The sequence below is a fragment of the Streptomyces novaecaesareae genome (assembly GCF_000716875.1).
GTDB classification, from domain to species: Bacteria; Actinomycetota; Actinomycetes; order Streptomycetales; family Streptomycetaceae; genus Kitasatospora; species Kitasatospora novaecaesareae.
On the sequence record NZ_JNWQ01000076.1, the window covers coordinates 1 to 22,905 of the forward strand.

At 71.5% G+C, this 22,905-nt stretch carries 18 protein-coding genes; 4 read left to right on the forward strand and 14 right to left on the reverse strand.

Annotated features, from left to right (window positions below; genetic code table 11):
- Positions 1-67: 67 nt before the first annotated feature.
- Positions 68-373 (reverse strand): hypothetical protein, encoded by a 306-nt coding sequence (locus OP86_RS25065; protein ID WP_033333296.1) that lies wholly within the window; start codon positions 371-373, stop codon positions 68-70.
- Positions 374-1,249: 876 nt separating this feature from the next.
- Here OP86_RS25065 and OP86_RS25070 point away from each other — a divergent pair.
- Entirely contained in the window at positions 1,250-1,870 is a 621-nt protein-coding gene (locus tag OP86_RS25070) for a hypothetical protein (RefSeq protein WP_030060676.1), read from the forward strand.
- Here the strand turns inward: OP86_RS25070 and OP86_RS38340 are convergent.
- Complete coding sequence (locus tag OP86_RS38340; protein WP_234435104.1) at positions 1,830-2,615, reverse strand: hypothetical protein; 786 nt, start codon at positions 2,613-2,615, stop codon at positions 1,830-1,832. The genes OP86_RS25070 and OP86_RS38340 overlap by 41 nt on opposite strands.
- A 262-nt stretch (positions 2,616-2,877) precedes the next feature.
- Between OP86_RS38340 and OP86_RS25080 the strand changes: the two genes are divergently transcribed.
- The 3 genes from OP86_RS25080 (at position 2,878) to OP86_RS25090 (ending at position 9,259) form a co-directional block, all read left to right on the forward strand.
- A complete protein-coding gene (locus OP86_RS25080; RefSeq protein ID WP_030060678.1) occupies positions 2,878-6,510 on the forward strand; it encodes a CHAT domain-containing protein in 3,633 nt (1,210 codons plus the stop codon).
- A gap of 495 nt (positions 6,511-7,005) precedes the next feature.
- The gene (locus tag OP86_RS36870; RefSeq protein ID WP_157849830.1) at positions 7,006-7,317 is read left to right on the forward strand and encodes a hypothetical protein; all 312 of its coding nucleotides are present in this window, start codon (positions 7,006-7,008) and stop codon (positions 7,315-7,317) included.
- Positions 7,318-8,008: 691 nt separating this feature from the next.
- Positions 8,009-9,259, forward strand: a complete 1,251-nt coding sequence (locus tag OP86_RS25090; RefSeq protein WP_051830566.1) for a tyrosine-type recombinase/integrase — start codon at positions 8,009-8,011, stop codon at positions 9,257-9,259.
- A gap of 835 nt (positions 9,260-10,094) precedes the next feature.
- Here OP86_RS25090 and OP86_RS37250 read toward each other — a convergent pair.
- The 12 genes from OP86_RS37250 to OP86_RS25150 form a co-directional block, all read right to left on the reverse strand.
- Positions 10,095-10,460, reverse strand: a complete 366-nt coding sequence (locus OP86_RS37250) for a hypothetical protein (protein ID WP_030060681.1) — start codon at positions 10,458-10,460, stop codon at positions 10,095-10,097.
- Between the two features lie 590 nt (positions 10,461-11,050).
- Positions 11,051-11,944 (reverse strand): ABC transporter permease, encoded by an 894-nt coding sequence (locus tag OP86_RS25100; protein WP_030060682.1) that lies wholly within the window; start codon positions 11,942-11,944, stop codon positions 11,051-11,053.
- Positions 11,931-12,731: an ABC transporter ATP-binding protein gene (locus OP86_RS25105; protein WP_418952649.1), complete on the reverse strand. Its 801-nt coding sequence runs from the start codon at positions 12,729-12,731 to the stop codon at positions 11,931-11,933. The genes OP86_RS25100 and OP86_RS25105 overlap by 14 nt, the downstream gene beginning before the upstream one ends.
- Before the next feature lie 58 nt (positions 12,732-12,789).
- Complete coding sequence (locus OP86_RS25110) at positions 12,790-13,887, reverse strand: polyprenyl synthetase family protein (protein ID WP_234435105.1); 1,098 nt, start codon at positions 13,885-13,887, stop codon at positions 12,790-12,792.
- On the reverse strand, positions 13,884-15,254 hold the full coding sequence (locus OP86_RS25115) for a cytochrome P450 (RefSeq protein WP_051830568.1): 1,371 nt from the start codon (positions 15,252-15,254) through the stop codon (positions 13,884-13,886). The genes OP86_RS25110 and OP86_RS25115 overlap by 4 nt, the downstream gene beginning before the upstream one ends.
- Before the next feature lie 9 nt (positions 15,255-15,263).
- Entirely contained in the window at positions 15,264-16,289 is a 1,026-nt protein-coding gene (locus tag OP86_RS25120; protein ID WP_030060687.1) for a terpene synthase family protein, read from the reverse strand.
- Positions 16,290-16,314: 25 nt separating this feature from the next.
- Positions 16,315-17,331 carry a ketoacyl-ACP synthase III family protein gene (locus OP86_RS25125; protein ID WP_030060688.1) on the reverse strand — a complete coding sequence of 339 codons (1,017 nt, stop codon included), beginning with the start codon at positions 17,329-17,331 and terminating at the stop codon, positions 16,315-16,317.
- Positions 17,318-18,268 carry an MBL fold metallo-hydrolase gene (locus tag OP86_RS25130; RefSeq protein ID WP_051830570.1) on the reverse strand — a complete coding sequence of 317 codons (951 nt, stop codon included), beginning with the start codon at positions 18,266-18,268 and terminating at the stop codon, positions 17,318-17,320. Before OP86_RS25130 ends, OP86_RS25125 begins: the two co-directional genes overlap by 14 nt.
- Positions 18,265-19,410, reverse strand: a complete 1,146-nt coding sequence (locus OP86_RS25135) for an acyl-CoA dehydrogenase family protein (RefSeq protein ID WP_030060690.1) — start codon at positions 19,408-19,410, stop codon at positions 18,265-18,267. The genes OP86_RS25130 and OP86_RS25135 overlap by 4 nt, the downstream gene beginning before the upstream one ends.
- Before the next feature lie 12 nt (positions 19,411-19,422).
- Positions 19,423-21,060 (reverse strand): AMP-binding protein, encoded by a 1,638-nt coding sequence (locus OP86_RS25140; RefSeq protein ID WP_033333299.1) that lies wholly within the window; start codon positions 21,058-21,060, stop codon positions 19,423-19,425.
- 25 nt (positions 21,061-21,085) lie between these two features.
- A complete protein-coding gene (locus OP86_RS25145) occupies positions 21,086-22,030 on the reverse strand; it encodes a transketolase family protein (RefSeq protein ID WP_030060692.1) in 945 nt (314 codons plus the stop codon).
- Positions 22,027-22,893, reverse strand: a complete 867-nt coding sequence (locus OP86_RS25150; RefSeq protein WP_030060693.1) for a transketolase — start codon at positions 22,891-22,893, stop codon at positions 22,027-22,029. Before OP86_RS25150 ends, OP86_RS25145 begins: the two co-directional genes overlap by 4 nt.
- Between the last annotated feature and the right edge of the window lie 12 nt (positions 22,894-22,905).

The following is a 22,905-nucleotide window of genomic DNA, read 5'->3' on the forward strand; positions in this document are numbered from 1 at the left end:
CGCTTGCTCATGTTGCTCTTGCCACTCACTACCTGGACTGCTTCCTCCGGGACCATCCGTCCCAGTATCAGGCTGTCCAGCTCAGTGGGGGAACTTCAACGACGACCTCACCGAACACACCGGCCCGAACACCGACCCCGAAGCCACCGGCCTGCGCCTGACCCCGCTCGGCCCCAAACGCCCCGCCCCCGACCTCCTCGAAGACCTCCTCGCCGGCATCCACGGCTGCTGGCTCCTTCACGAGGAATGCGACGAACCCGACGACGAGGGCGGCTTCGGCGACGACGACCAGGACGACGAGCACACCGGACAGCCCGGCATCGGCCGCGGCAGGCTCGCCCGCCTCGTCCGCGAAGCCGCAGCCGCCCACCACGACCGGCTCATCTGACCATCCGGCCCGACCGCACGAGTAGCCGCTCCGGCCCGCCCGCAACTCCCCAAGGGCCCATCCAGGCACGGGCCAGCCCACGGGATGCTCCCCCAACGTCGGCACGCCTGCCCGCCTCGGCCTGGAGCCGCCGGCGACCCATCCGAACCGATTTTCAGTGACACTGCGCAACCAAATTGAGGTCACGGGACACCCAGCCTTCAGGCCGAACAAGCGCCAGAGAGCCACTTTCCCGTATCACTTGCATGGGCCTCTATCAATAGAAAGTGATCCTGACTTCCCTCTCGCACGCCCCCGCTTCGGGGCCCATGGTTACGCACGGTAGTAATTTTCGGGTACTCGCGCCGTCCGCCGAGGTAGCGCGGCGGTCCTCCCGTGTATTGGCACGCCCAGGTGCGACAAGAAGGCGGCCGTCAGCGCCCCACCGTTCGCCCTGCCCAAGCCGACGCTCAGCGGCGCCACCGCCACCTACCCCGACGTACTGCCCGGCGTCGACCTCCAGGTCACCGCGCTACCAGTCGGCGGCTGGCGCGACGTGATCGTGGCCCGCACCGCCGAAACCGCGGCCAGCCCCGCGATCAAGACCCTACGCTTCCCCATCGGCACCCAGGGCCTGCCTCCACGCCGGGACCGTAGGCGGGCACCCTCGTCGCGGGCGGCAGTCCGTGCGACCGGACACGAGGACGCGGCCACCCGCTCGCCATGAGAAGCGGTGGCGGCTGACGCGCCCGGTTCGACCTCTCCACCCATAAAGACGCGTGGCGCGCAAGAGAGTTGTCTGTTCGACGGCACCCGCTCGAAGTACTCTGGCAGCCCGCCCGGGGCCGCCCGAGCGGTGTGGGCTGGGGGAAGGGAGGGGACATGGACTTCGACCGGTGGAACCGGCGGTGGAAGTTCTGGCACTGGGCGACGCGGACTTTGGTGGCCGCGGTGGTCGTGCTGAGCGCGATCGCCCTGTTGGGGTTGTTTCGGATCCTGCCGGTCGGCGGCCTGGGTGACGTCGGAATGGCGGCCGCGGGTGCCCTGCTGTTCGGGTTGGTGGCCGGCTACTGCCGGAATCGGGCCAGGCATGCGGGAGCGGTGGTGAAGGTACGCCTGGTGAATCAGATCGCGGAGACCTACGACCTGATGGTCGCCGCCCAAGACATGGTCGGTGCGTTCGGCAGCCACTTGGCCGGAGCATTTCAGGAGCAGACCCCGCAGAGCCGGAGACTGGCCGCGATCATCGCCGGAACCTACGACGAACTGCAAGGCCCGGAAGTCAGAGTCGGGCTGCGGCTGCTGGAGAACACCTTCCGTCGGTACGGCGGCTGGGAGGAGTTGGACCGTTGGCCCGACTCGGAGGCATTGTTGGAGGCCGTCAAGACCTGGATGTCCTCGGCACATGATGGGAAGGGTCTCTCACCGCACCTCGAACTCACCAGACCTGACGGCACGATATTCAGGACTCGGGTAGCCGGTTCGGAGTCTGCGGGGGACTGATCCGTCGCAGCCAGGCACCGGCTTGCGGATCCCAGTACACCGCCACCCGGTAGCCCGCGGGGTCCGGTGCGGCGAGCACGGCGAGGTCGACCGCTGCCAACGCCTCGACGGCGGCGGTGGACAGGCCGGTGGCCTGGATCTCGATCACGGCCCCGTCGCCAGCCGGCTCTTCCTGGTCGCGGCGCCGGCCCCGGAGCCGGTCGAGCACAGCTCGGACCCCGGCGCTCGACTTACGCTTGGCGAAGGCGTAGAGCTCGTTGAACACCGGGGAGGCGACCGCCAGCACAAGCGAGTCGTGCAGCAGCTCACCGACTCCTCGCTCGGACGCGGTCTCGGCGGCGCCCGGGGTCGACGGTGCCGGGTCAGGCCACACCAACAGGGCCAGCTCGGTCAATGCCGGCTCCCCGATGTCGGACGCTCCGAGGGCAGCGATCAGCTCACGTCGGTGCAGATGCGGCATGGCGAGCGCCAACGTCCGCTCAACAGCAGACTGTTGGGTTGGACCGACAGTGGAACGGGCCTCTGCGGCGAAGTAGGGTTCCAGCGCGGCGAGCAGGGAGCACGGGTCGACCAGAGTCAGCAGCACACCGGCCAGGGGAGCATGCCTGACCGGGCCGATCGGAACGGGGATTCGGACGGTGGCATCGATAGCGGAGATCTCATCGACCAGGTCCGGCGCAAGTCCGCCACCGTCAGCCACGGTATCCACCAATTCCTCGGCGAGAATCCGGAGTTGATCAACCATGGCAGACCTTCTCTGGCTGGTGGCCGCCTCTCCGTCGAGCCCGGCGAGCACGCCGGCCGCCCAGGCCCGAACTGGCGGCTCGCCACTTCCCTCCGCCAGTTTGCGCAGGCGCCGTAAGCCTGTTGACGCAACGTCAGAACTGTTCGCGCCGACTGTCATCGTTGATTCCTCCCGATAGCCCGCAGAGCCGATCCGGCCGGCGGATCCCGCGCGGAACCACCGCCGAGCAACTGTCATACCACTGACTAGACGAGGATAAGCCGTGGTCTGGAACTACGCGGAGCGGGTCGGCGCCTTGGCCGGCCCGGGCGCGATGAGTGGGAACTTCACCGAACTGACGGCCCAGGCCGCGGAGGACCGGCTCGCCCGAGGGGTGCTCCTGGCGCTAGCCGGAGCCTCCATGGCCGCACACACGCTGCTGCTCGAGGTAGCCAGGGAGCGCCCGGACCAAGCCGGACCGGCGCTCGCCTGGGCGCACCTGGCCGCCCTCGACCGGGTGAAGGCCCTGCCCGGCGGGTCCTCAGCCGGGGTGTCCACGGAACTCGCCGACCGGCTGCCGCCCGGATACCGGCTGCGCGACCGCTGGCAGGAGGCCATGGCCGCACAGTCCACCATCACCTTCGCCGAGCGGCTGGCGCTGACCGAACTCCCCTCCGTGCACACCGCACTGGGATACGCCGAGGTCATCCAGCAGGCCGCAGCACGAAAGCTGAAGGTGGTCCGGCCGCCGATGGGGGCCTATCTCGCCAGAAACATCGAAAGGCACTACCACCTGACCAGCCACTTCCGACGCAGCGAGCGAGCCTGCCTGGCCCGGATCTGCGCCCGGCTCAGACTGGCGCGCGGCGAGCAGGCCGCAGCTGAGGAGTGGCTCGAGCTGGGACGGCAGGCGGCTGCCCACGACGCGGACCACGCCGGGGTCGCCGCCACCCACGTACTGCTCGGCGACCATCTGCTCGCTCCCCGTACCGGTCCCGATCGCCTCGACACCTGGACGCTCGACCAGAGCATTCTCGGCAGGACGCACGCCCTGTCCTCGGACGCGCCGAGCCCTGACGAATGGGAACGGCGCAGCGAGCTCGCCGAGGAGCAGTACGCGAAGGCCGAGCAGGTCTTGCGGCGGACGGGTTCGCCGCTGCCTCGCGCCTGGGCCATGCTCAACCTGCGGCGCGCCCAACTGTGCTTGGTGGTCGGCCGGTTTTCCGAGTCGGCGGGCCTCGCCGATTCGGCTGCGGAGGGCTTCGACGAGGCCGGCGACGAGCGCAACCTGCAGACCGCGCGGATTCACCGGACCCTGGCCGAGATCCACGACGAGCGGGTGCCGGCACTCGGCGATGTGGCGGACGAGCTCGCCGATTGGGGCCTCGGCCGTGGAAGTCTGAGTCACGCCCTCGGCCTGGCGATGACCGTGGGCAACGTCGGGAACGCCTCAGCTGCCGGCGGCCACTACGGCGTTGGGATCCGCTGCTACCAACTGGTGCGGGAGACCTGCCGAGGACTCGGCCTCGACCAGCGGGCGATCTACAGCACGGTCACTCTGGCCCGGCTCTACCAGGACGTCGGAGACCTTCGGACGGCCCGCAGCTACCTGGTCAACGCCGAGGCCGAGCTGGACGATCGGTCGGCCCCGGGCGGCCTGGAGGCCCGCCGAACTGCCGCAGAACGGATCGAACTGCTCGATGTAGCACAGCAGTTGGCGACCACGCTCAAGGATGGCGAGACCGCCGCCGCCACCGCGGACCGAATCGCGCAGGTGCTCGCCAGCCCGCAGGGCAAGCGGCTACCCCGGTACGCGCGGCAGTCGGCCGGCGCGGTGATCGCCCAGAGCAGGTCCTCGGCGTCGATGCTCCAGGCGCTCGAGGCCGAGCGTGACAGCCGGCCGGACGACGCGGCCGACGGCTACCGGACGGCGCTGACACATGCCGGCCACCGCAGCTCCGGCCGGAGCCATCGGCTCGCCACCGTCCTGCTGGCCAAAGGCGAACTCGAACAGGCCCGCCAGGCCATGGGTGGCCTCGACCTCGGCGGCCGCCCCACCTTCGGCACTCCCCGACCGTTCCCGCTCCTCCACCTGCTCGGCAGAGGGCTTCTCCGTGAGCACCGCAGGGTCATTACGGACCACTACGAGTTGATGATGTCCGTCTTCCTGGAGGACTGGAAGCGCGCAGAGTCCCAGGCCGCCGAACTGGAGCGACGACACGGGCCGCGGTGGTGGGAACGGATGACCTCACCCCAGGAGGCACTGATCGCCGCCGGGGAGATCGCCGAGCACCGGCACGACCCGGAGACGGCACTGACGCACTACCGGGAGGCGATGAGCCGGATCGAACGGATCCGCGGTCAACTACGCGGAGACGAACTCCGCACCTCGTTCGCGGACTCGGGCAGCGCCTCGACCCTGTACTTCGCCGCCGCGCGCACCCTGCTGGCCGCCGCCGACAGGGACGAGGGGGTAGCGGCGGCCCTGCGCGCGGAGTCCTTCACCACCGCCGAGCACGGCCGGGCCCGCGGTCTCTATGACCTGCTGCCACCCCGGGGCGAGGACGGGCAACCGCTGCCGTTCCCAGCCGAGGCTGCCGAGTGGCGCCGGCTCTCCGCCCACGCAGCCCTCGACCGCCACCGGCTCAGCAGCCACGTCGGCCCGCCGAGCCGCGACATGGAGTCCCGGTACCATGAGCTGCGCCGCACCGCGGCCGCCACCGAACGACGCCTGGGACGGGTGGAGCGCGGCATCCGGACCAGACACCCCGAGCTCTGGCACGCCCTGCACCCCGCCCACGAGCCGCCCACCCTGGGCGAGGCGCAGCGGGCCCTCGGTCCGGACACCTTGGCGGTGGCCTACGCGGTGAAGCCTCACGAACTGCTGCTCTGGGCATTCGACCGAGACAGCCTGCGGACTGCCCGGCAGGTCGCCACCGAGCGCTGGCAGACCGCTCGTGCGGTCCAGTCGGCGCGGCGCTGCTGGGAGCGCCGCGAGGACCGCTTCGCCGCCGCCCCCGAAGCGCTCGCCCGCCTGGTGCTCGACCCGGTAGGCGCCGACCTGGACCGCTACCGCCGTGTGGTGTTCATCCCGTCCGGCCCACTGCACGATGTTCCTTTCAGCGCACTGCCCTGGCACGGCCTGCCGCTGGGCGAACGGCTCACCGTCACCACCGTGCCCAGCGCGGGAGTATTGACCGGCCTCCCGAGCGCCGGCCCGGTCCGACTCGACAGGCTGCTCGCCGTCGGTGACCCCCGGCACCTCGCCCAGGGCCGCCTGCCCTGGGCGAGGCGCGAAGCGCTGTTCGCCGCCTCCCTGGCAGCCCGGCCCACCGTCCTACTTGGCGACCAGGCCACGCGAAAGGCCGTCCGCTCGGCGGCGGAGGACGTTGACGTGGTCCACCTGGCTGCGCACGGCGAATTCGACCGTGGCCTGCCGCTTGCCTCAGCCGTCTTGCTTGCCGGGACCGACCGGCTCACCGCCGCCGACCTGGTCGGCCTGCGCCTGCACGATGCCCTGGTGGTGGCGAGCGCTTGTCACACCGGCCAGGGCTGGCAGCGCCCGGGTGAGGATGTCCAGGGACTTACTCGCGGAATCCTGGCGGCGGGTGCGGGCGCCGCAGTGGTATCGCTCTGGCGGGTACCCGATGCGGTGACCGCCGTCCTGATGGCAGCCTTCCACCGCGCCCTCCGCGACGGACAGGACGCCCCGACGGCCCTACGCTCGGCCCAGTCCGAGCTGCGGGCGCACTCCCCGGAGAGCTTCGCCTGCTCCATGACCGAACTGGCCACCAGAGAACAGCAGTTCGCCGATGCCCATGGCTTGCCCCGGACGGACCTGACGGATCCCGGACTGCCGAACGAGGTAAGCCATCCGTACTACTGGGGTGCTTTCACCTGCGTGGCCCGGCAGTAGTGGAAGGTTCCGCCAGCTTCCCTTCCTGAGAGGCAAGTTATCGTCCTCGAGCGCCGCCGTCCGGGCTGTTGCGGCCGTGAAGCATGAGCCACCACAATGGCGCCGAAGCGCTCGCCGAGGCACCACTGCCCGTCGGCAGGGCGGGCGGTGATTATCAACTCTGTTTTCAGCAGTACCAGTTGATGTATGCACGGCAGCGCCCCCGAGGGGCGAGGCAATCGGGCAAAGGGGGCGGACATGGCGTGGTTCCGGAGGCGGGTGCGAGGCGAGGCCAAGCCGGTGGACGACGGGCTAAGCGGGACGGCAAGGCTCTACCGGGCCAGGAACGTCCTGGACTCCGTGAGGCGCCACAGCTGTTCCGGGGCCGACTGCTTCGATGGCGATCACGCGCTGGTTCGCAGGGCTGTCAGAGACGCCACGGTAGCGGTTGAGCAGATCATCCGAGCCGGGGGGCCCCGGACGGACGTCCCTGAGGCGTTCGGAAACCTCGACTGCATGATGCTGAGGCTCGTCACCGTCGGCCACGCCGAGGACTCCGCCGACCTGGCCGCCGCCACCCTGCGGTTGGCGGACGGGTACTTCCCCACGAGCCCGGCAGCGGAATCGCTGGCGGCCAACGCCCTCGACAAGGCCGCTCACGCGCTCTTCAAGGCGGAACGGCCGATCGAGGAGCAGATCGACTGCGCCCACGTCCGCATCCGGCTCTGGGATGCGACCAGCTACGGTGCGAACATTCCCCGTGAGGAACTGCAGAAGCTGCAGGAATGGCAGCGCGGCGGCGCGAAGCCCCCGCGCATCGGCTGGTAGCACCACCGGCGGGGCGTGTCCGGCGGCGCTTCCGAGCGGGCCGGCCCACGGCGGGGTGAGCGTTCCCTCCCCCCGGCCGTGAGCCGGCGCCGGTGGCGTTGGGTGCCGAACGGAAGGCCCTCCTGCTCAGCTTGTGGAACCGCGCCCGCTCCTGCGCGTCCAGGGCCTCGTATTGGTGCTTCTTCCAGAATGTGTCGAGCCGCCCCTCGCGGAACAGTTTCCTCGGGCCCGGGCAACGGGTAGGCGTCGGGGCGTCCCCCGGAATGTGGCACCGAGTGCTATGCAGCGGGCAGCCGCCCCCACCCCCGGCTCATCTGAATCGCCTGCCTTGACCACACGGACAGCCTCGACCACCCACCGCAGATCAGGACGCCCGACCTTCGGCGGCCTTCCCATTCTGTTTCGTAGCCACATCGGGGGCAGGAGAGAGCCCCCTGCCGCCCGCGCGCACCTCCGAGCGAAGACCCGGACAGTCACGCACAACGGATTCCGCATGCCCGCATCGACCGCGCGGTACCACGGCAACCCGCCCGAGCTTGGCGCATCCAGGTGCGGGTCCTCACCGTGAACCGCAGGTCAAAGCCCCATTTCCGCGTTGGTGATCGCATGGTGGTCGCAGACGATCATCCGATCACGGCGCGCGTACCCTCCGTGAACTGATCAAGAGTCACAACCACGGGAGGTACACGAAGTGCGCAGGTCAGGACGACCGGGCCGGGTCTACCGCCGATGCGGGTGCCGCGATGCAACTCGGCGCCAGCTCGGCGCGAAGTGCCCACGCCTCACCGAACAGGATCACGGCACGTGGACCTTCGCCGTCGACATCCCGTCCCTCAACAACCGCAGGCGCACCATACGGCGCGGCGGCTTCGAGGACGCCTGGACCGCCGAGGCGGCACTGCGACGCCTCCTCGAAGGCCGCCGGCTGGGCTTCGACGCCGACCCCCACGAGACGGTCGCCGCCTACCTCACCAAATGGCTCAAGTCGACGGAGTTCCTCCTCAAGCCCACCACCTACGCCCGCTACCGCACCTACTTACTCTGCGAACTCATCCCCGTCTTCGGCAAGATGCGCCTCGAGGAGCTCGCCCACGACCACATCGCCGCCTACACCCACCAGCAGCTCGAAGCCGGCCGCGGACGCCAGGCCGTCTACCACTGCCTCGCCACGCCCTCCAGCACCCTCGGCACCGCCGTCCGCGCCCACCGCCTCCCCTACAACGCCGCCCAGCCCCTCCCCATACGCAGGCCCCAAGCCGCCGAACGCGTCCCCTGGACCGCGGAGCAGGCCGACGCCTTCCTCTCCCACTGGCGAGGCGTCGACCCCGCCTTCGCCGACCTCTTCGAAGTCATCATCGGCACCGGCCTGCGCAAAGGCGAGGCACTCGGCCTCCAGCGCCCATGCGTGCGAATCGACGACCGCGTCATGTACATCCGCCACACCCTCTCCGCGATCGACAACCACGAACTCGTCCTGACCGCACCGAAGACGAAGAAGAGCCGCAACTGGGTACCCCTGTCCGACCGCGTCGCCGCCGCCCTCCAACGCGCGATGGCCAGGAACACCTCCCCGGGCAACGGCCACGTCTTCCAGGACACCGACGGCAAGCCCCTCCACCCGGCCGCGGTCCGCCGACGCTTCCACGAACTGCGCGAACAGGCCGGACTGCCGCACGTCACCGTCCACGACCTGCGCCACCTCGCCGCCACCCTCGCCCCGGAGGGCAACGTGCCCATGGCCGTCATCTCCAAGACCCTGCGGCACTCCACCCTGTCGACCACCGCGAACATCTACAGCCACCTGACCTGGGACGTCGCCAGGGCCGCCGTGAACACCATCGAAGCAAGGCTCCACCTCGTCGAAGCCCGTACCCAGCGCGACCCGGACGTCCCCGTCCACGACAGCCGCCTGCCGAACCCGCTCTTCAGTCACGCGGCCTGACAACGGCAGCGCCGAAGCGGGCTCGGCAGGCCGAGCCGTTCACGCCGGCGGGACTGGACAACCGGCCTCCCGGCCCATAGCTGACACCCAATAAACGTGGGGCCCGTCGAAACAGATGACGCCGCAGGTTCTGTCGGCATGCCCATTTCCCGCGAATCCGGGCCCATTTCCGCGCCGAAGAGGCGGCCGGTCCGCGATCGACGACGCTCGGATGCCCGATCGGATAAACAAATGCCCCGTCACGACCGGACGGAGGAGCTCAACCTGCAGAAACGCGCTCAGCGGGACAACGTGAACGAGCGTTCACGACCACACTGCGACCACCAAAGGAAAAGGCCGTTCTCATCATTTCGATAAGAACGGCCTCCGACCTGCGAAAACGCTGGTCGGGACGACAGGATTTGAACCTGCGACCCCTTGACCCCCAGCGGTCGAGAGGGAGTCCGACCAGTGTTCGTCAGTCCAAGTCCCGCAGGCCAGGGCCTACTTCGTCCGCCACGCATGACGCCTGATGCCACCTCATGACACCCATTCCGTGAGAGGCGCGTGAGAGGCGGCGGACGACGGGGAGTTCGACAGTGACTTGCCTCACACCCCCGTGGTAGCTCCGATCAGCTCCCTCGAGTGCCCCACCGCTCGCCGTTTCAGGCCGCGACCCCGCAGCAGCCTGGAGACGGACCCCGATGGCCGGCGGCGTGGATTGCGTCATACAGCCAGTCCGGGCACCCCGCAGAATCAGGCCCTGCGGAGAAACCACCACTGTCAGTCCTGGACCTCGACTTCGACGGCCGCGCGGATCTCCAGGGTGCGCTGGGCCAGATCCTCCGGGCGGGTGTCACCCTTCCCGTCGATGACGCCACCGACCGTCCGCCCATACGCAGATGGTCCGGGATTCGGCCGGCCCTGCCAGGACCGCGCAGTCGAGCGCGCCGCCGAGCGGGCCTGCCGGGTAGTCCTGGCGGCCTTTCAGGCTCTCACCAGTCTCGCTGGACACATCGGCCCCCCAGACTGCACCGAACTGCCGGTCCAACTCCTCCCGGGCGTCGGGGAAGCTCCCGGTCATCCCGACCACCAGCAGAGTGCTGCGGTCCGACCCGGCGGACCCGTAACCCGCCACCGACACGTCCCGGTAGCGGCTCAACGCGGTCAAGTTCTTCTGGAGGCGGCCACGCTCCGCCGCGACCACCCCGTCGTCCGGCATCCGCTGCTGGTCGCCGATCCGGTCCGCTAGTGGTGCCGGTGTCGGGGTCGGTCGCCGAGGTCTGGCGGCCGCGCAGGTCGTAGCCGTAGGACCAGGTGTTGCCGCTGCTGTCGGTCCGGGACGCGGTCAGGCCAGCCGGAGTGAAGGCGTAGCTCGTAACGTCCGCGTCGGCCGGGTTGCCGGTCGGCGCGGGGTACTGGAGACGGCCACCGCGCTGGTCGACGCCGGGCGGGCCGGCACGGTCGTTCGGACGCTGCGCACCGCCGTGGACCGGGTCACCCGTGCGCTGATGCACCTGGACGACTCCTCCGGCATCGTCGGCGATGCGCTGCAGGAACTCACCGACCTCTACGCCCGCGCGCTGAAGCAGGCCCTGCCCGCCAACCCCAAGACGCTCGCGTCATGGCTGGTCGCGGCGCAGTTCGACGGCCCCGGCTGGCCCCGTATCCACCTGCGAGCGTTCGCGCCTGCCGGAGCAAATCGCTCGCCCCGACATACGCCGAACCGACCGACTCGGCGGCCTCCTCCACGTGTACCAACGTGCCGCCTGAACAGAGCATATGAGGTGCTCGGAAAGCTCTGCGCCGCCGTCAGCGGTCGGCGTCCTGCACGCCGCGATCACGCAACAGGTGGCGCTCGATCGGAGCCATGAAGGCCAGTTCGATGGCAATACCAACTATGAGAATGAGGAGGATACCGAGCAGGACGCCAGGCATGTCGGCTGCCTCGCGTCGGCTCTGCAGGTAGCGGCCGAGGCCCAGCTCCGGGGAAGACGCGATGAGTTCGGCCGCCATCAGGGAGCGCCAGGAGAACGCCCAGCCCTGCTTGAGCCCGGCCAGGTAGCCGGGCAGCGCGGCCGGGATCAGCACATGTCGGACGCCGGCCAAGCCGGTGGCGCCCATGGTGCGCCCGGCCCGCAGGAACAGCGGCGGCACCTGGTCGATGCCCGCGACCAGGCCGTTGGCGACGGAGGGGACTGAGCCGAGGAGGATCACGGCATAGATCGCCACGTTGTCCGGGCCGAGCCAGATGACGGCCGCGGGCACCCAGGCGACCGAGGGCAGCGACTGCAGGCCCTGGAGCACCGGGCCGATCGCAGTGCGCACCGGCTTGACCCGGGCGACGACCAGGCCGATCGGGGTGCCGATGACGACGGCCAGCAGGAAGCCGGACAGGCCCCGCCACACGCTGGTCCAGACGATCGGCAACAGCGTTTCCTGGCACCAGAGTTCGTCCAGCGAGTGCCAGACCATAGCGGGACCGGGCAGCTTGTCGGCATCGGTGAGCCCGAGGACGAATACGAGCTGCCACAGGCCGAGCACCAGACCGACGACGATCAACGGAGGAAGCGCCCGCTCCCGCACGATCCGGGCGATCGGGGCGCCCCGGGCGGCGACCCCGTCCAGCACATCGAGGCCGGCGCCGACCTCAGCGCTGTCGGAGGCGTCCTTCTCCAGGACGGCGGCGGTGTCAGTGCTGGACATGGCGACGGATCTCCCCACGCAGTTCTTCGGTGATCTCGATGGACAGGTCGGCGACGCCGGAGGACTCGATGCGGCGCGGCTGGGGCAGGTCGATCCGCCATTCGCGGGCGACCCGGCCGGGCCGGGAGGAGAGCAGGACGACGCGCTGGGCCAGGCGGACGGCCTCGCGCACGTTGTGGGTGACGAACAGGACGGACAGCTGCCGTTCGGCCCAGATGCGGGTGATCTCGTCGTGCAGGACGTCGCGGGTGATGGCGTCGAGCGCGGCGAACGGCTCGTCCATCAGCAGCACCTTGCTGCCCTGGGCGAGGGCGCGGGCCATCGCCACGCGCTGGCGCATGCCGCCGGACAGCTCGTGCACCCGCTTGCCGTACGCGCCGGCCAGGCGGACGAGTTCGAGTAGGCGCTCGGCCTCGGCGCGGCGCTCGGGGCGGGGGACGCCGGCCAGCTTGAGGGCCAGCTCGATGTTCTTCCCGGCAGTGAGCCAGGGGAACAGCGCGTGTTCCTGGAACATCAGCGCGGGGCGGCCGCCGGGCACCTCGATGCTGCCGCGGCTGGGCTTGTCCAGGCCGGCGACCAGGTTGAGCAGGGTGGACTTGCCGCAGCCCGAGGCGCCGAGCAGGGTGACGAACTCGCCGGGAGCGACGTCGAGGGTGATGTCGTCCAGCACGTGGGTCCGGGCGCCCGAGCGGCCGAAGGACTTGTGCACGTGCGAGATCCGGACGGCGGGCACGCCGCCCGCCACACGGCCGGTCACGGCCTGTGGAGTGGTCAGGACCGGGGTCAAAGGGCACCTCCTGGATCGCTGGGGTCCTGCGGCCGGGCGTCAGGCCGTTCTGCCGCCCTCACCGCTCGCGGTAGGCGATCTCGACCGCGTACCCGGCCAACTCGCGCTGCCACGAAGGGTCCAGATCAGCGGTCCGGACGGCGTTCCGCGCCTCCCGGACCAGTCCGCCGATGCGCTCCTCCACCGCGGCCTGGGCGCCGGTTGCGGCCAGCCGCTCGCCGAGCTCCGCGGGATCCCCGCTGCGGACGAGCTCGCCGATCCGCTCGTCGTGCTGCATCGCCGCCGACAGCAGCAGCGTCATACGAGCGTTCCCGAAGTCCTGCCGGGCGGGCTTCCCGCTGAGCGAGCTGTCGCCGAACGCGTCGATCAGGTCGTCGCGCAGCTGGAAGGCTTCACCCAGAGCCGCCCCGTAGGCCTCGAACGGTGCGGCGAGATCGGGCCTGTCGGCCAGCGCGGCTCCGAGCAGCAGCGGCCGCATGATCGTGTACCGACCGGACTTCAGGTCGGCGACCACTCGGGCGAGCCGGGGGTCGGGGACGCCCTCGGCCGCCGCGGCGAGGTCGAGCATCTGGCCGGCGACCAGCTCGGTCCGCAGCTCGAACCATTCCGCCTTCGCGGCCGCGGGCAGGTCCGCCATGAGCTGGTCGGCGTACACCCAGGCCAGATCGCCGGCCAGGATCGCGACCGACTCGCCGTACCGAGCGGCTCCGCCCTGCCAGCGGCGGGCCCGGTGGATGCGGGTCTGCGCGGTGTGGACCGTCGGCCGGGCCCGTCTCTCCTCGGACTCGTCCATGACGTCGTCGTGGATGAGGGCCGCGGCGTGCAGCAGTTCCAGCGCCGCCGCTGCCCGCACCGGCGCCTGGTCCGGCCGCCCGCCCGCAGCGAGGTAGCCGGCCAGGCAGAACCGCGGGCGGAGCCGCTTGCCACCCGCGGCGATCAGCCGAGCCACCTCCCGGACCGGCACGGCAGCCCGGTCGTCGATTCCGGCCCACCGCGCCAGCTGATCGGAGAGGAGACCGGCGAGCAGGTCCTCGACCTGGCTCAGCATCGTCCGGAGGCCGTCCGCCGGTTCGGGGTGCCTCTCCCGCGCGGCGGGCCGCGGCATCGCGGGCGCCGGAACGGTGCCGACGGGCAGTGGTCGCGATTCGGTGGTCACGGTCGGTGGGCTCCCCTGGCCTGGACGAGCATGCGTGGTTCCCGTGGCCGGAGGGTGGAGGCCGCGACCGGCGCCGCCGGGTGGTCGGACGTCGGCCGCAGTCGCCAGCGGCCGGCTAGCGTGGCGAGGGCGATCATCATCTCGACGTGGGCGAAGGACTCGCCGATGCACTTGCGGACACCGGTGCCGAACGGGAGGTAGGCGTCCCGGGGGATCTCCCGGGCCCGCTCCGGCAGCCAGCGGTCGGGGTCGAAGCGGCCGGGGTCGGCGAAGGAGGCCGGGTCGCGGTGGAGGCCGTACGGGCTGAAGAAGACGTCGGCACCGGCCGGGATGCGATGGCTGCCGAGCCGGACGTCGTCCACGGCCCGGCGGGTCAGGATCCAGCCGACCGGGTACATCCGCAGGACCTCCTGCACCACCCGGGTCAGGTACGGCAGCCGGGGGAGGTCGGCGTACGCGGCCGGCCGGCTCGCCAGGACTTCGTCGACCTCGTCGTGCACCCGCTGTTCCACCTCGGGGTGCACGGCCAACATGATCAGCGCCCAGTGCAGCACGGTGGCGGAGGTCTCCGTCCCGGCGACCATCATCGAGCGGATCTCGTCGTGGACCTGCCGGTCGTCCATGGCGTCCCCGGTGTCGGGGTCCCGGGCCAGGAGCAGCGACAGCAGGTCGCCGTGGTCGGTACCGTCGTCCCGGTACTTCTGGATCAGCCCGTCGACGAGGTCGTACAGGCGCCGCAGGGCCGCTTCCTCCCGACGGTTCACCGGGAGCGGCAGCCGGTGGACGAATCCGACCGGGATGAAGGCCCGCCTGGCCACGCCGGCCACCAGCAGCGGGAGCGAGCGCCGGATCTCGGTCGCCGTCTCCGGGGCGAGCCCGCGGAAGAGCGTGTCGGCCAGGATGTCCATGGTCAGGTCGTGCAGGTCCCTGGCGAGGTCGACGGCGGCGCCGTCCTGCCAGCTGTCCCGCAGCCGGGCCGCCAGGTCGGAGACCGTGACCGCGTACGACGCCACCCGGGTGTGGGCGAACGCCGGCTGGGTCAGTCGCCGCTGGCGCAGGTGCAGGGCGCCGTTGGATGCGGCCAGCCCGTTGCCGAGCAACCTGGCGGAGTGCTTGAACAGCGGGCCGCCCTTCTCGAAGTGCCGTTGCTTCCCGACCAGCAGTTCCCGCACCAGCCCGGGGGCGTTCACCATGTACGCCGCCCTGGTGCCCATCCGGAAGGCGACGATCTCGCCGTGATCGCGGAGCGACTCGACGAAACCGAGCGGACTGCGGAGCATCTCCAGGCTGTGCCCGAGCAGGGGCACACCGCCGGGCAGTCGGGGGCAGGGCAGTGCCGGGTCGGGCGCTCTGTGGTCGATCACCATGACGTCCCCCTAGACGATGGTCAGATAGCGCGGCCGCCGGGCCGGGACACCGGCGCGCGCGCCCTGCGCGGAGTAGCGTGAGGTCGCGGCGCTCCAGTCGTAGGTCACCCTCAACTGGTGCTGCATCGCAAGGACATGACGACCCGTCACAACTCGTTCGGCGGCGCCGAGCCCCATTCGCTCGCACAGCGCGGGTATCCCGTCCGCCACCCGCAGGAACCTCGTCGAGCGCTCGTGCACCCAGCGCCGGATCCGCTCGATCGCCGCCGCCCGGTCCAGGCCCTCCCGGCGCTCCAGCACGAGCACCAGGTTGTGGGTGTCCCCGCGAGCCTGTTCGTGCTCCACCGAGTGGACGTCGTTGCAGCAGGCGAGGATCTCGATCTGCAGCCGGGCCAGTCCGCGGACGGGGGCGCTGGCCAGCACCTGGTCGGGTACTTCGTAGCGGCCCGCCCGTTCGGCGGCGTCGAGGTAGAGGTACATGGCCATCGTCTCCCTCCGGAGCGCGAAGTACTCGGCCGTCGTGGGCACCGATCCCTCGTGACGGGCCTTGGCCTCGGCGAGGAACGAGCGGAGGAAGCGGTGCCAGTTGGCGCGGGCCCGGACCTGCCAGCCGGGGGACATCGGCCGGGCCATGCGATCCCAGAGCTCGGCCGTGGCCTCGGCGAGCGGGCCGGCCGGGTGCCGGCCCGCCCGGCCCGCCGGCCGCTCTCCCACGGACGCGGACAGCGCCTCCACGGCCGCCCTGGCGGTGTCGGGGTGGTCCCCGACCGTTCCGTCGAAGAAGTCGTCGCAGATCGCCGTCCAGGTGATGACGTCGGTCATGACGTCCAGGTCGGCGCCCCGTGCCCCGGGGCCGAATCCGGTGGCCACGTCGTCCAGCCGCAGGCTCAGGAAGTAGTCGGCGGCCTGCTCGGTGCGAGGAAGGAGGCCCAGCTCGCAGGCCCATTCCACACCGCGTGCGCGGGCCCGCTCGACCGCCTCGGGGGCGGTGCACGGCGCGGGGAACGGCAGGTGGAAATCGATGTCGACGGGCATGAGCCCACTCCCCCTTCGTGGGTTGTCAGGCCGAGAGCACGGCCGCGGTGAAGGTGAAACCCATCCCGGTGCCGATCAGGACGATCCGGTCCCCCGGCGCCACCAGCTCGTGGCGGACGAGGTGGTCCAGGCTGAGCAACTGGTCGACCGAGCCGAGGTGGCCGGTGCGCAGGCCGAACTCGAACAGGGTGCGGCTCGGGTCGAGGCCGAGCGGCTCGACGAAGCCCGACTCGAACAGCCGGCGGCCGACGAAGGGCGGGATCACCCAGCGGGCGTCGCCGATGGTGGTCTCCGCCTCGTCCAGGGCCGTCTTCACGACCCGGCGCACCGCGTCCACCGACCGCTGGCGGGCCTGCCTCGGCGTCATCTCCCCCTGCGCGAAGAACTCCCGGGCCCGACGGCGCATGGGCAGGGTCTCGACGGCCGTCGGCGAGACGACGTGGAACGGCTCGTCACCGCGCTGCAGCCCCTCCAGCGTGGTGTCCGAGTACGACGAGACCGACAGGACGCGAAGCTTCCCGCCGCCGCGACCGAGGAGCGCCGCCGCCGCCCCGTCGCCGAACGCCATCCCGGAGTCGATGTTCCACCGGTCGACGCCCGGGAGCCCGAACCGGTCGGCGACGGTGAGCAGCGCGGCCGACAGGTCGGGGCGCCCCGCCAGCATGCTGCCGGCGAGCTCCAGGCACGCCAGCGAGCTGTTCGACAGCGCGGATGCCTGCATGGACAGTCCGTGCACGGTCTCGCCGAGCAGCCGGCGGGCGATCCAGCAGGCGGCCGGCCACATGTCCAGCCCCTGGAAGTAGGTGCTGCCGTGCAGGTGCAACGTCTCGGCCGGAGGGGCGGATCCGGCCGCGTCCAGTGCCGCCCGGCCCGCCCGTACAGCCATCTCGGGCGGGGCGAGCTCCGCCCGGGAGACCGACAGCGTGCCGGCCTCGCGGGCGTCCTTCTCCGCGTAGTGCCCGGCGGCGACGTCCGGTCCGACCGGGACGAGCTCGCCGAGGAAACTTCCGGTTCCCTGGATCCAGAGATCATCGAAGCGCATCTGTTCCCACTTCCTCGCTCCCGGTGCGGGACCGGGCCCATTGCCGCAGCCCCACCGCGTTGGAGGCGAATCCGCCCATGACGGCGAAGCGCTCCGGGTCGTCGGCGGGCATGCTCTCGTCGGCCGCGAAGCGGCGCAGCAGTTCGGCTTCCAGTTCTGCCTCGTCGCCCGCCGCCAGCCGCTCGGCCACCGAGCACCAGCGCCGCAGGCGCTGTTCGGCGTCGTCGAGGAAGGCGGCCGGGTCGCCCGGGTCCCCGAAGTGGGTGAGCAGCAGGCGGGCGGGCTTCAGTTCGGCCATCCGCCGCATGCCCGCCACCGTCGCGTCCCGGTCGAAGTGGGGCGGCGGGCAGGCCGGGCGGGCGGAGGTCATGCCGTCCACCCGCACCCCGGCCGCGTCGCCCGCGAACAGCACGCCGGTGCTGTCGTCCTGCACCACCAGGTGGTGCGGGGCGTGGCCCGGCGTGTGGACCACGCACAGGCGGCGGTCGCCGAGGTCGATCTCCTCGCCGTCCTCCACCGCCCGGATGCGCTGCGGCTCCACCGGCGCCATCGGGCCGTACACGGTGTCCATCAGGTCGCCGTGCACGGCCCGGGCGCTGGCCGTCAGCCGCTCGGGGTCGGCGAGGTGCCGTGCTCCTCGGGGGTGGACCACGACGGTGGCCGACGGGAAGCGGCGGGCGAGTTCTCCGGCGCCCCCGGCGTGGTCGAGGTGGACGTGGGTCACCACGATCCACGCCAGGTCGTACGGGCCGATGCCGTGGGCCTCCAGTGCCCGCCGGGTGCGCTCGGCCGACAGCCCGGTGCCCGACTCGACGAGTGCGGCGCGGCCGGTCGGCAGGAGGAACACGCCGTTCATGCCCTCGTAGCCGGCCATGGTGGAGTCCGCGACGAGCACGTCATCGCCCAGGCCTGGCATGGCGGGCACCGGGCCGGTCACGGCGCGTTCTCGCGGCCGAGCAGCTGCCGGGCGACCACGAGCTTGGTCGCGTTGGCGGTGCCGTCCGCCAGTTGCAGCCCGATCACGTCCCGGAGCCGGTGCGCCAGCGATCCGTCCTCCGACCAGCCCAGGTGACCGAGGGTCAGCAGGGCCTGGTGGGTCGCCTCCATCGCCTCCTTGGGCACCCACGATTTCGCCATGTTGGCCTCGACCCGGTGGTCCAAGCCCGCGTCGTTGCGCCAGAGCGCCTCGAAGGCCAGCAGCCTGGCCGCGTGCAGCGTCGTGGCGTGTTCGACCAGCGGGAAGGAGACCGCCTGGAAGGTGCCGATCGGCTTGCCGAACGCCTCCCGGCGCCCCGCGTACTCCATGGCCTCCGCCAGCGCGGCGCCGGCCGTCCCGGTCGCCATCAGGCAGATCAGTGCGCGCGAGTAGTCGAATCCGCGCATCACCTGGACGAAGCCCAGCCCGGGGCCGCCGACCACGTCCTGCGGGCCCACCCGCAGGCCGTCGAAGCGCAGCTCGGCCCGGCCGCTGGAACGGCAGCCGAGGTCGGAGAGCACGGTGCGGGTCACCCCGGCGCCGTCGAGCCGGGTGTAGAAGGCGGTGACGCCCCGGGCCCCCGGGCCGCCGGTCCGCGCGAAGACCAGCCCGTGCGTCGCGTACGCGCCGATCATGATGGAGGTCTTGACCCCGGTGAGCGTCCAGCCGTCGCCGTCCGGTTCGGCCCGCAGTTCGATGCCCGCGGCATCGGTGCCGTGGTCCGGCTCGGTGAGGCAGAGGGCCACAACGGCCTCGCCCCGGGCGATCGGCGGCAGCCAGCGCGCCAGTTGCTCGGCGGTGCCGTTGGCGGCCAGCACGCCGCTGATGAGGGCGGCGTTGAGGACCGGGTAGCAGACCGAGAGATCGGCCCGGGCGAGCTCCTCCAGCGCGATCCCGGTGCTGACCGCGTCGCGACCCTGACCGCCGTACTCGGCCGGGACCCGAAGCGCGAACAGCCCTTCGGCGGCGAGGTCCTCGATCAGGCCGGGCCGGTAGTGGCCGTCCCGGTCGCTGTCCGCGTAGCTCGGGGCGATCTTCTCCGCCGAGAACTCCCTTACCCGCTTCGCTACTTCCTCCTGCTCAGCGGTGAAGGCGAAATGCATGTGGCGCTCCTGTCAGTGCGATCGCAGCTGCTCGCGCAGCACAAACTTCTGGATCTTTCCGGAGGGGGTCTTGGGCAGGGCCGCCACGACCTCGACCCGCTCCGGCCAGTACTGCTTGGCCATGCCCAGCCCGTCCAGGTGCGCCCGCAGGTCGTCCAGGGACGGCGCGGCGCCGGCGGCGATCAGCACGGCACAGGCGCGCTCACCCAGCCGCTCGTCCGGATAGCCGACCACGGCCACGTCGCGGACGGCCGGGTGCCGCAGCAGGGCCGCCTCGACCTCGGCGACCGGGATGTTCTCCGCACCGCGCGAGATGACGTCCTTGGAGCGGCCGACGATCCGGATGCCTCCGTAGCCGTCGGCCCGGGCGAGGTCCCCGGTGTCGAACCAGCCGTCCGGGGTCATCGAGGCGGCGTAGACCTCGGGACGCCGGTGGTAGCCGAGACACTGGCTCGCACCGCGGACCTGGAGCAGGCCGGCCTGGCCGGAGGGCACCGGCAGACCGGTCCGCTCGTCGACGACCCGGACGTCCATCCCGGGGACGGGCGTGCCGTCGCTCTCGGCGGCCCGCAGCGGCGGGTCCTCGGGCCGGGTGACCGTGACGCAGCCGTTCTCGGTCATCCCCCACAGCGCGTATACCCGGCACCCGAGGATCACCTGGGCGCGCTCCACCACCACGGGGGCCACAGGGGCGCTGCCGACGGCGTAGGTGTGCAGCGCCGAGAGGTCGCGCGGGCCGGTGCGCTGCGCCTCGGTCAGGTCGACGAGGAAGGTCGGGGCACCCATGAAGAAGGTGACCCGCTCCTCCTCCAGGGTCCGCAGCATCATCTCCGGGTCCCAGGCGTCCACCTGGACGCAGGTCGCGCCGAGCAGCAGCGGCATGACGAAGTTCCAGGTGTAGCCGCCCTGGTGGGTGGTGGGCGAGCCCATGGCCGTGACGTCCTCCGGTGTCAGCCGCAGGAGGTCGGCCTGCGCCCGGTTCATCGCGTACAGCGTGTTGTGGCTGTGCACGACGCCCTTGGGCTCACCCGTGGTCCCGGAGGTGAACATCACCTGGGCGGGGTCGTCCGGCCCGCTCTCGCGCCGGTCGAGTTCGGCGGCGGGGTGCTCCTCCTCCCACGTCCTGCCGAGCAGGTCGCGGTCGAAGTCGAGCGCGCCCTCGCCCCCGGCGCCGCCGATGAACACCTGGTGGCGCAGCGTGGGGACGGCGTCGGCAACCTCCGCACCCAGCCGCGCGTACGAGAAGCCCCGGTACTCCGCCGCGGCCACGTAGACCGGGCTGCCGGTCAGCCGGGTCATGAACTCCAGTTCGCGCCGGCGCATGATCGGGACGACCGGGCCCGCCACGGCACCGGCCCGGGCACAGGCCAGGCAGAGGGCGATCAGCTGCCAGGAGTTGGGCAGTTGCAGCGTGACGACGTCACCGGGCTGGACGCCAAGCCCGACAAGGGCCGCGGCCAGCCGCTCGACGTGCTGGGCGAGTTCGGCGTAGGTCAGTGCCTCGGCGGGCCGCCCGTCGGTGTACCGGGTGACGACCGCGGTCTTCCCGGGGTGCTTCTCGACGGCCCGCCGGAGGTCGTCGAGAATGGTCTCGTCGCGCCACCAGCCCTCCTGGCGGTAGCGCTCCGAAACGGCCGTGTCGATCGCCATCTGTGTCCTTCCTTGCTCTGTCCGCTCAGACACCGAGCGCCTCCCTGGCCTGTTCGACGACGGCCCGGGCGGTGATGCCGGCCCGTTCCAGCTGGTACTGGTGACCGCCCGACACGGAGGCGAAGGCATCAGGCATCCCGATCCGCCGGACGGTCGTGGCCGAGCGCTCCGCCAGCGCCTCGGCCACGGCGCTGCCGAAGCCGCCGGAGCGCCAGTGCTCCTCGACGGTGACCACCGCCCCGGTGACCTCGGCCGCGGTCAGCAGCGTCGCGGTGTCCAGCGGCTTGACGGTGTGCACGTTCAGGACGGTCGCCTCGATGCCGGCCGCGGCCAGCTGGTCGGCGGCGGCCAGCGCGGCGTGCACCGGGTACGGTCCGCAGGCGGCCAGGGTGACGGCGTCACCCCGGCGGAGCACCTGGATCCGGCCGAGTTCGACCGGCGGGGCGTCCGTCGGCAGGTCCGGGGTCGCGTTCCGCCCGAGGCGCAGGTAGACGGGGCCCGGGAGGTGGAGGCTCTGCCGGAGCAGCGACGCGGTCGCCGCGGCATCGGCGGGCACCACGACCGTCATGTTCGGCAGCAGACGCATGACCGCGAGGTCCTCCAGCGAATGGTGCGTCGGGCCGAGGTGGCCAGCGGAGACCCCCGAGTGGGTGGCGGCGATCCGCACCGGCAGGCCGTTCAGCGCGATGTCGAGCTTCACGGCCTCCAGCGCCCGGGTGGAGGCGAAGGCCGCCATCGTGTTGACGAACGGGATGCGGCCCTTCCTGGCCAGCCCCGCGGCTGCGCCCATGAGGGTGTGCTCGGCGATGCCGAGGTTCACGTAGCGCTCTGCGGCGGTGCCGAAGTCGGCGCCGTTGAACAGTCCGGTGTCACTGTCCAGACAGACCAGCCGCTCGTCGGCCGGCATCAGCTCCAGCAGGACGTCACGGTACGTCTCACGTGAGGACAGCGGGGCCGTCGCCGTGGTCATTTCCCTCCCTCCGTACCGCACGCACGCAGTACCGCGAGGGCACGCCGGTGCTGGCGCTCGCCGAGCCGTGCGTAGTGGCTGCGGGCCTGGCCCTCGATGAACGGCAGCCCCTTGCCCTTGACCGTGCGCGCGATCACCATCGTGGGACGGCCCGGCTCGGGGGGTTCCCTCAGCGCCGAGGTGAGCGCGCCCAGGTCGTGCCCGTCCACCTCCGTGGTGCTCCAGCCGAAGGCCCGCCACCGCTCGGCGAGGGGCTCCAGGCCGACCACGGTCTCCGTCCGGCCCGTGATCTGCAGGCCGTTGCGGTCGATCACCGCGGTCAGGTTGTCCAGGCCGTGGCCGCTCGCGGCCATCGCCGCTTCCCAGACCGAGCCCTCCTGGAGCTCACCGTCGCCCATGATGACGAAGGTGCGCCGGTCGCTGCGGTCGAGGCGGTCGGCGAGCGCGGAACCCACACCGAGCGCCAGGCCGTGGCCGAGCGATCCGGTGGGCATCTCCACTCCGGGGACCTCGGGGTGCGGGTGGGCCATGAACTCGCTGCCGGAGCCGCCGTACCCGGCCAGCTGCGCCGCCGGGAAGAAGCCGCGTTCGGCGAGGGCCGCGTAGAGACCGATGCCGCCGTGCCCCTTGCTCAGCAGCAGCGTGTCGCGGTCCGGATCGCGGGGCCGCGCCGGGTCGATGCGCATGACGTCGAAGTAGAGCGCCACCAGGATCTCCACCAGCGACATCGATCCGCCCAGGTGCCCGCCCTCCTGGCCCGCGCACATGTCGACGATGTGCTCGCGGACGTTCCGGGCGGCGGCCTCCAGCTCTGCCACGCCGGCCACGGACGTGCCGCGGGGCGGGGCGAGGACACCACTCATCTCTGTCTTCCT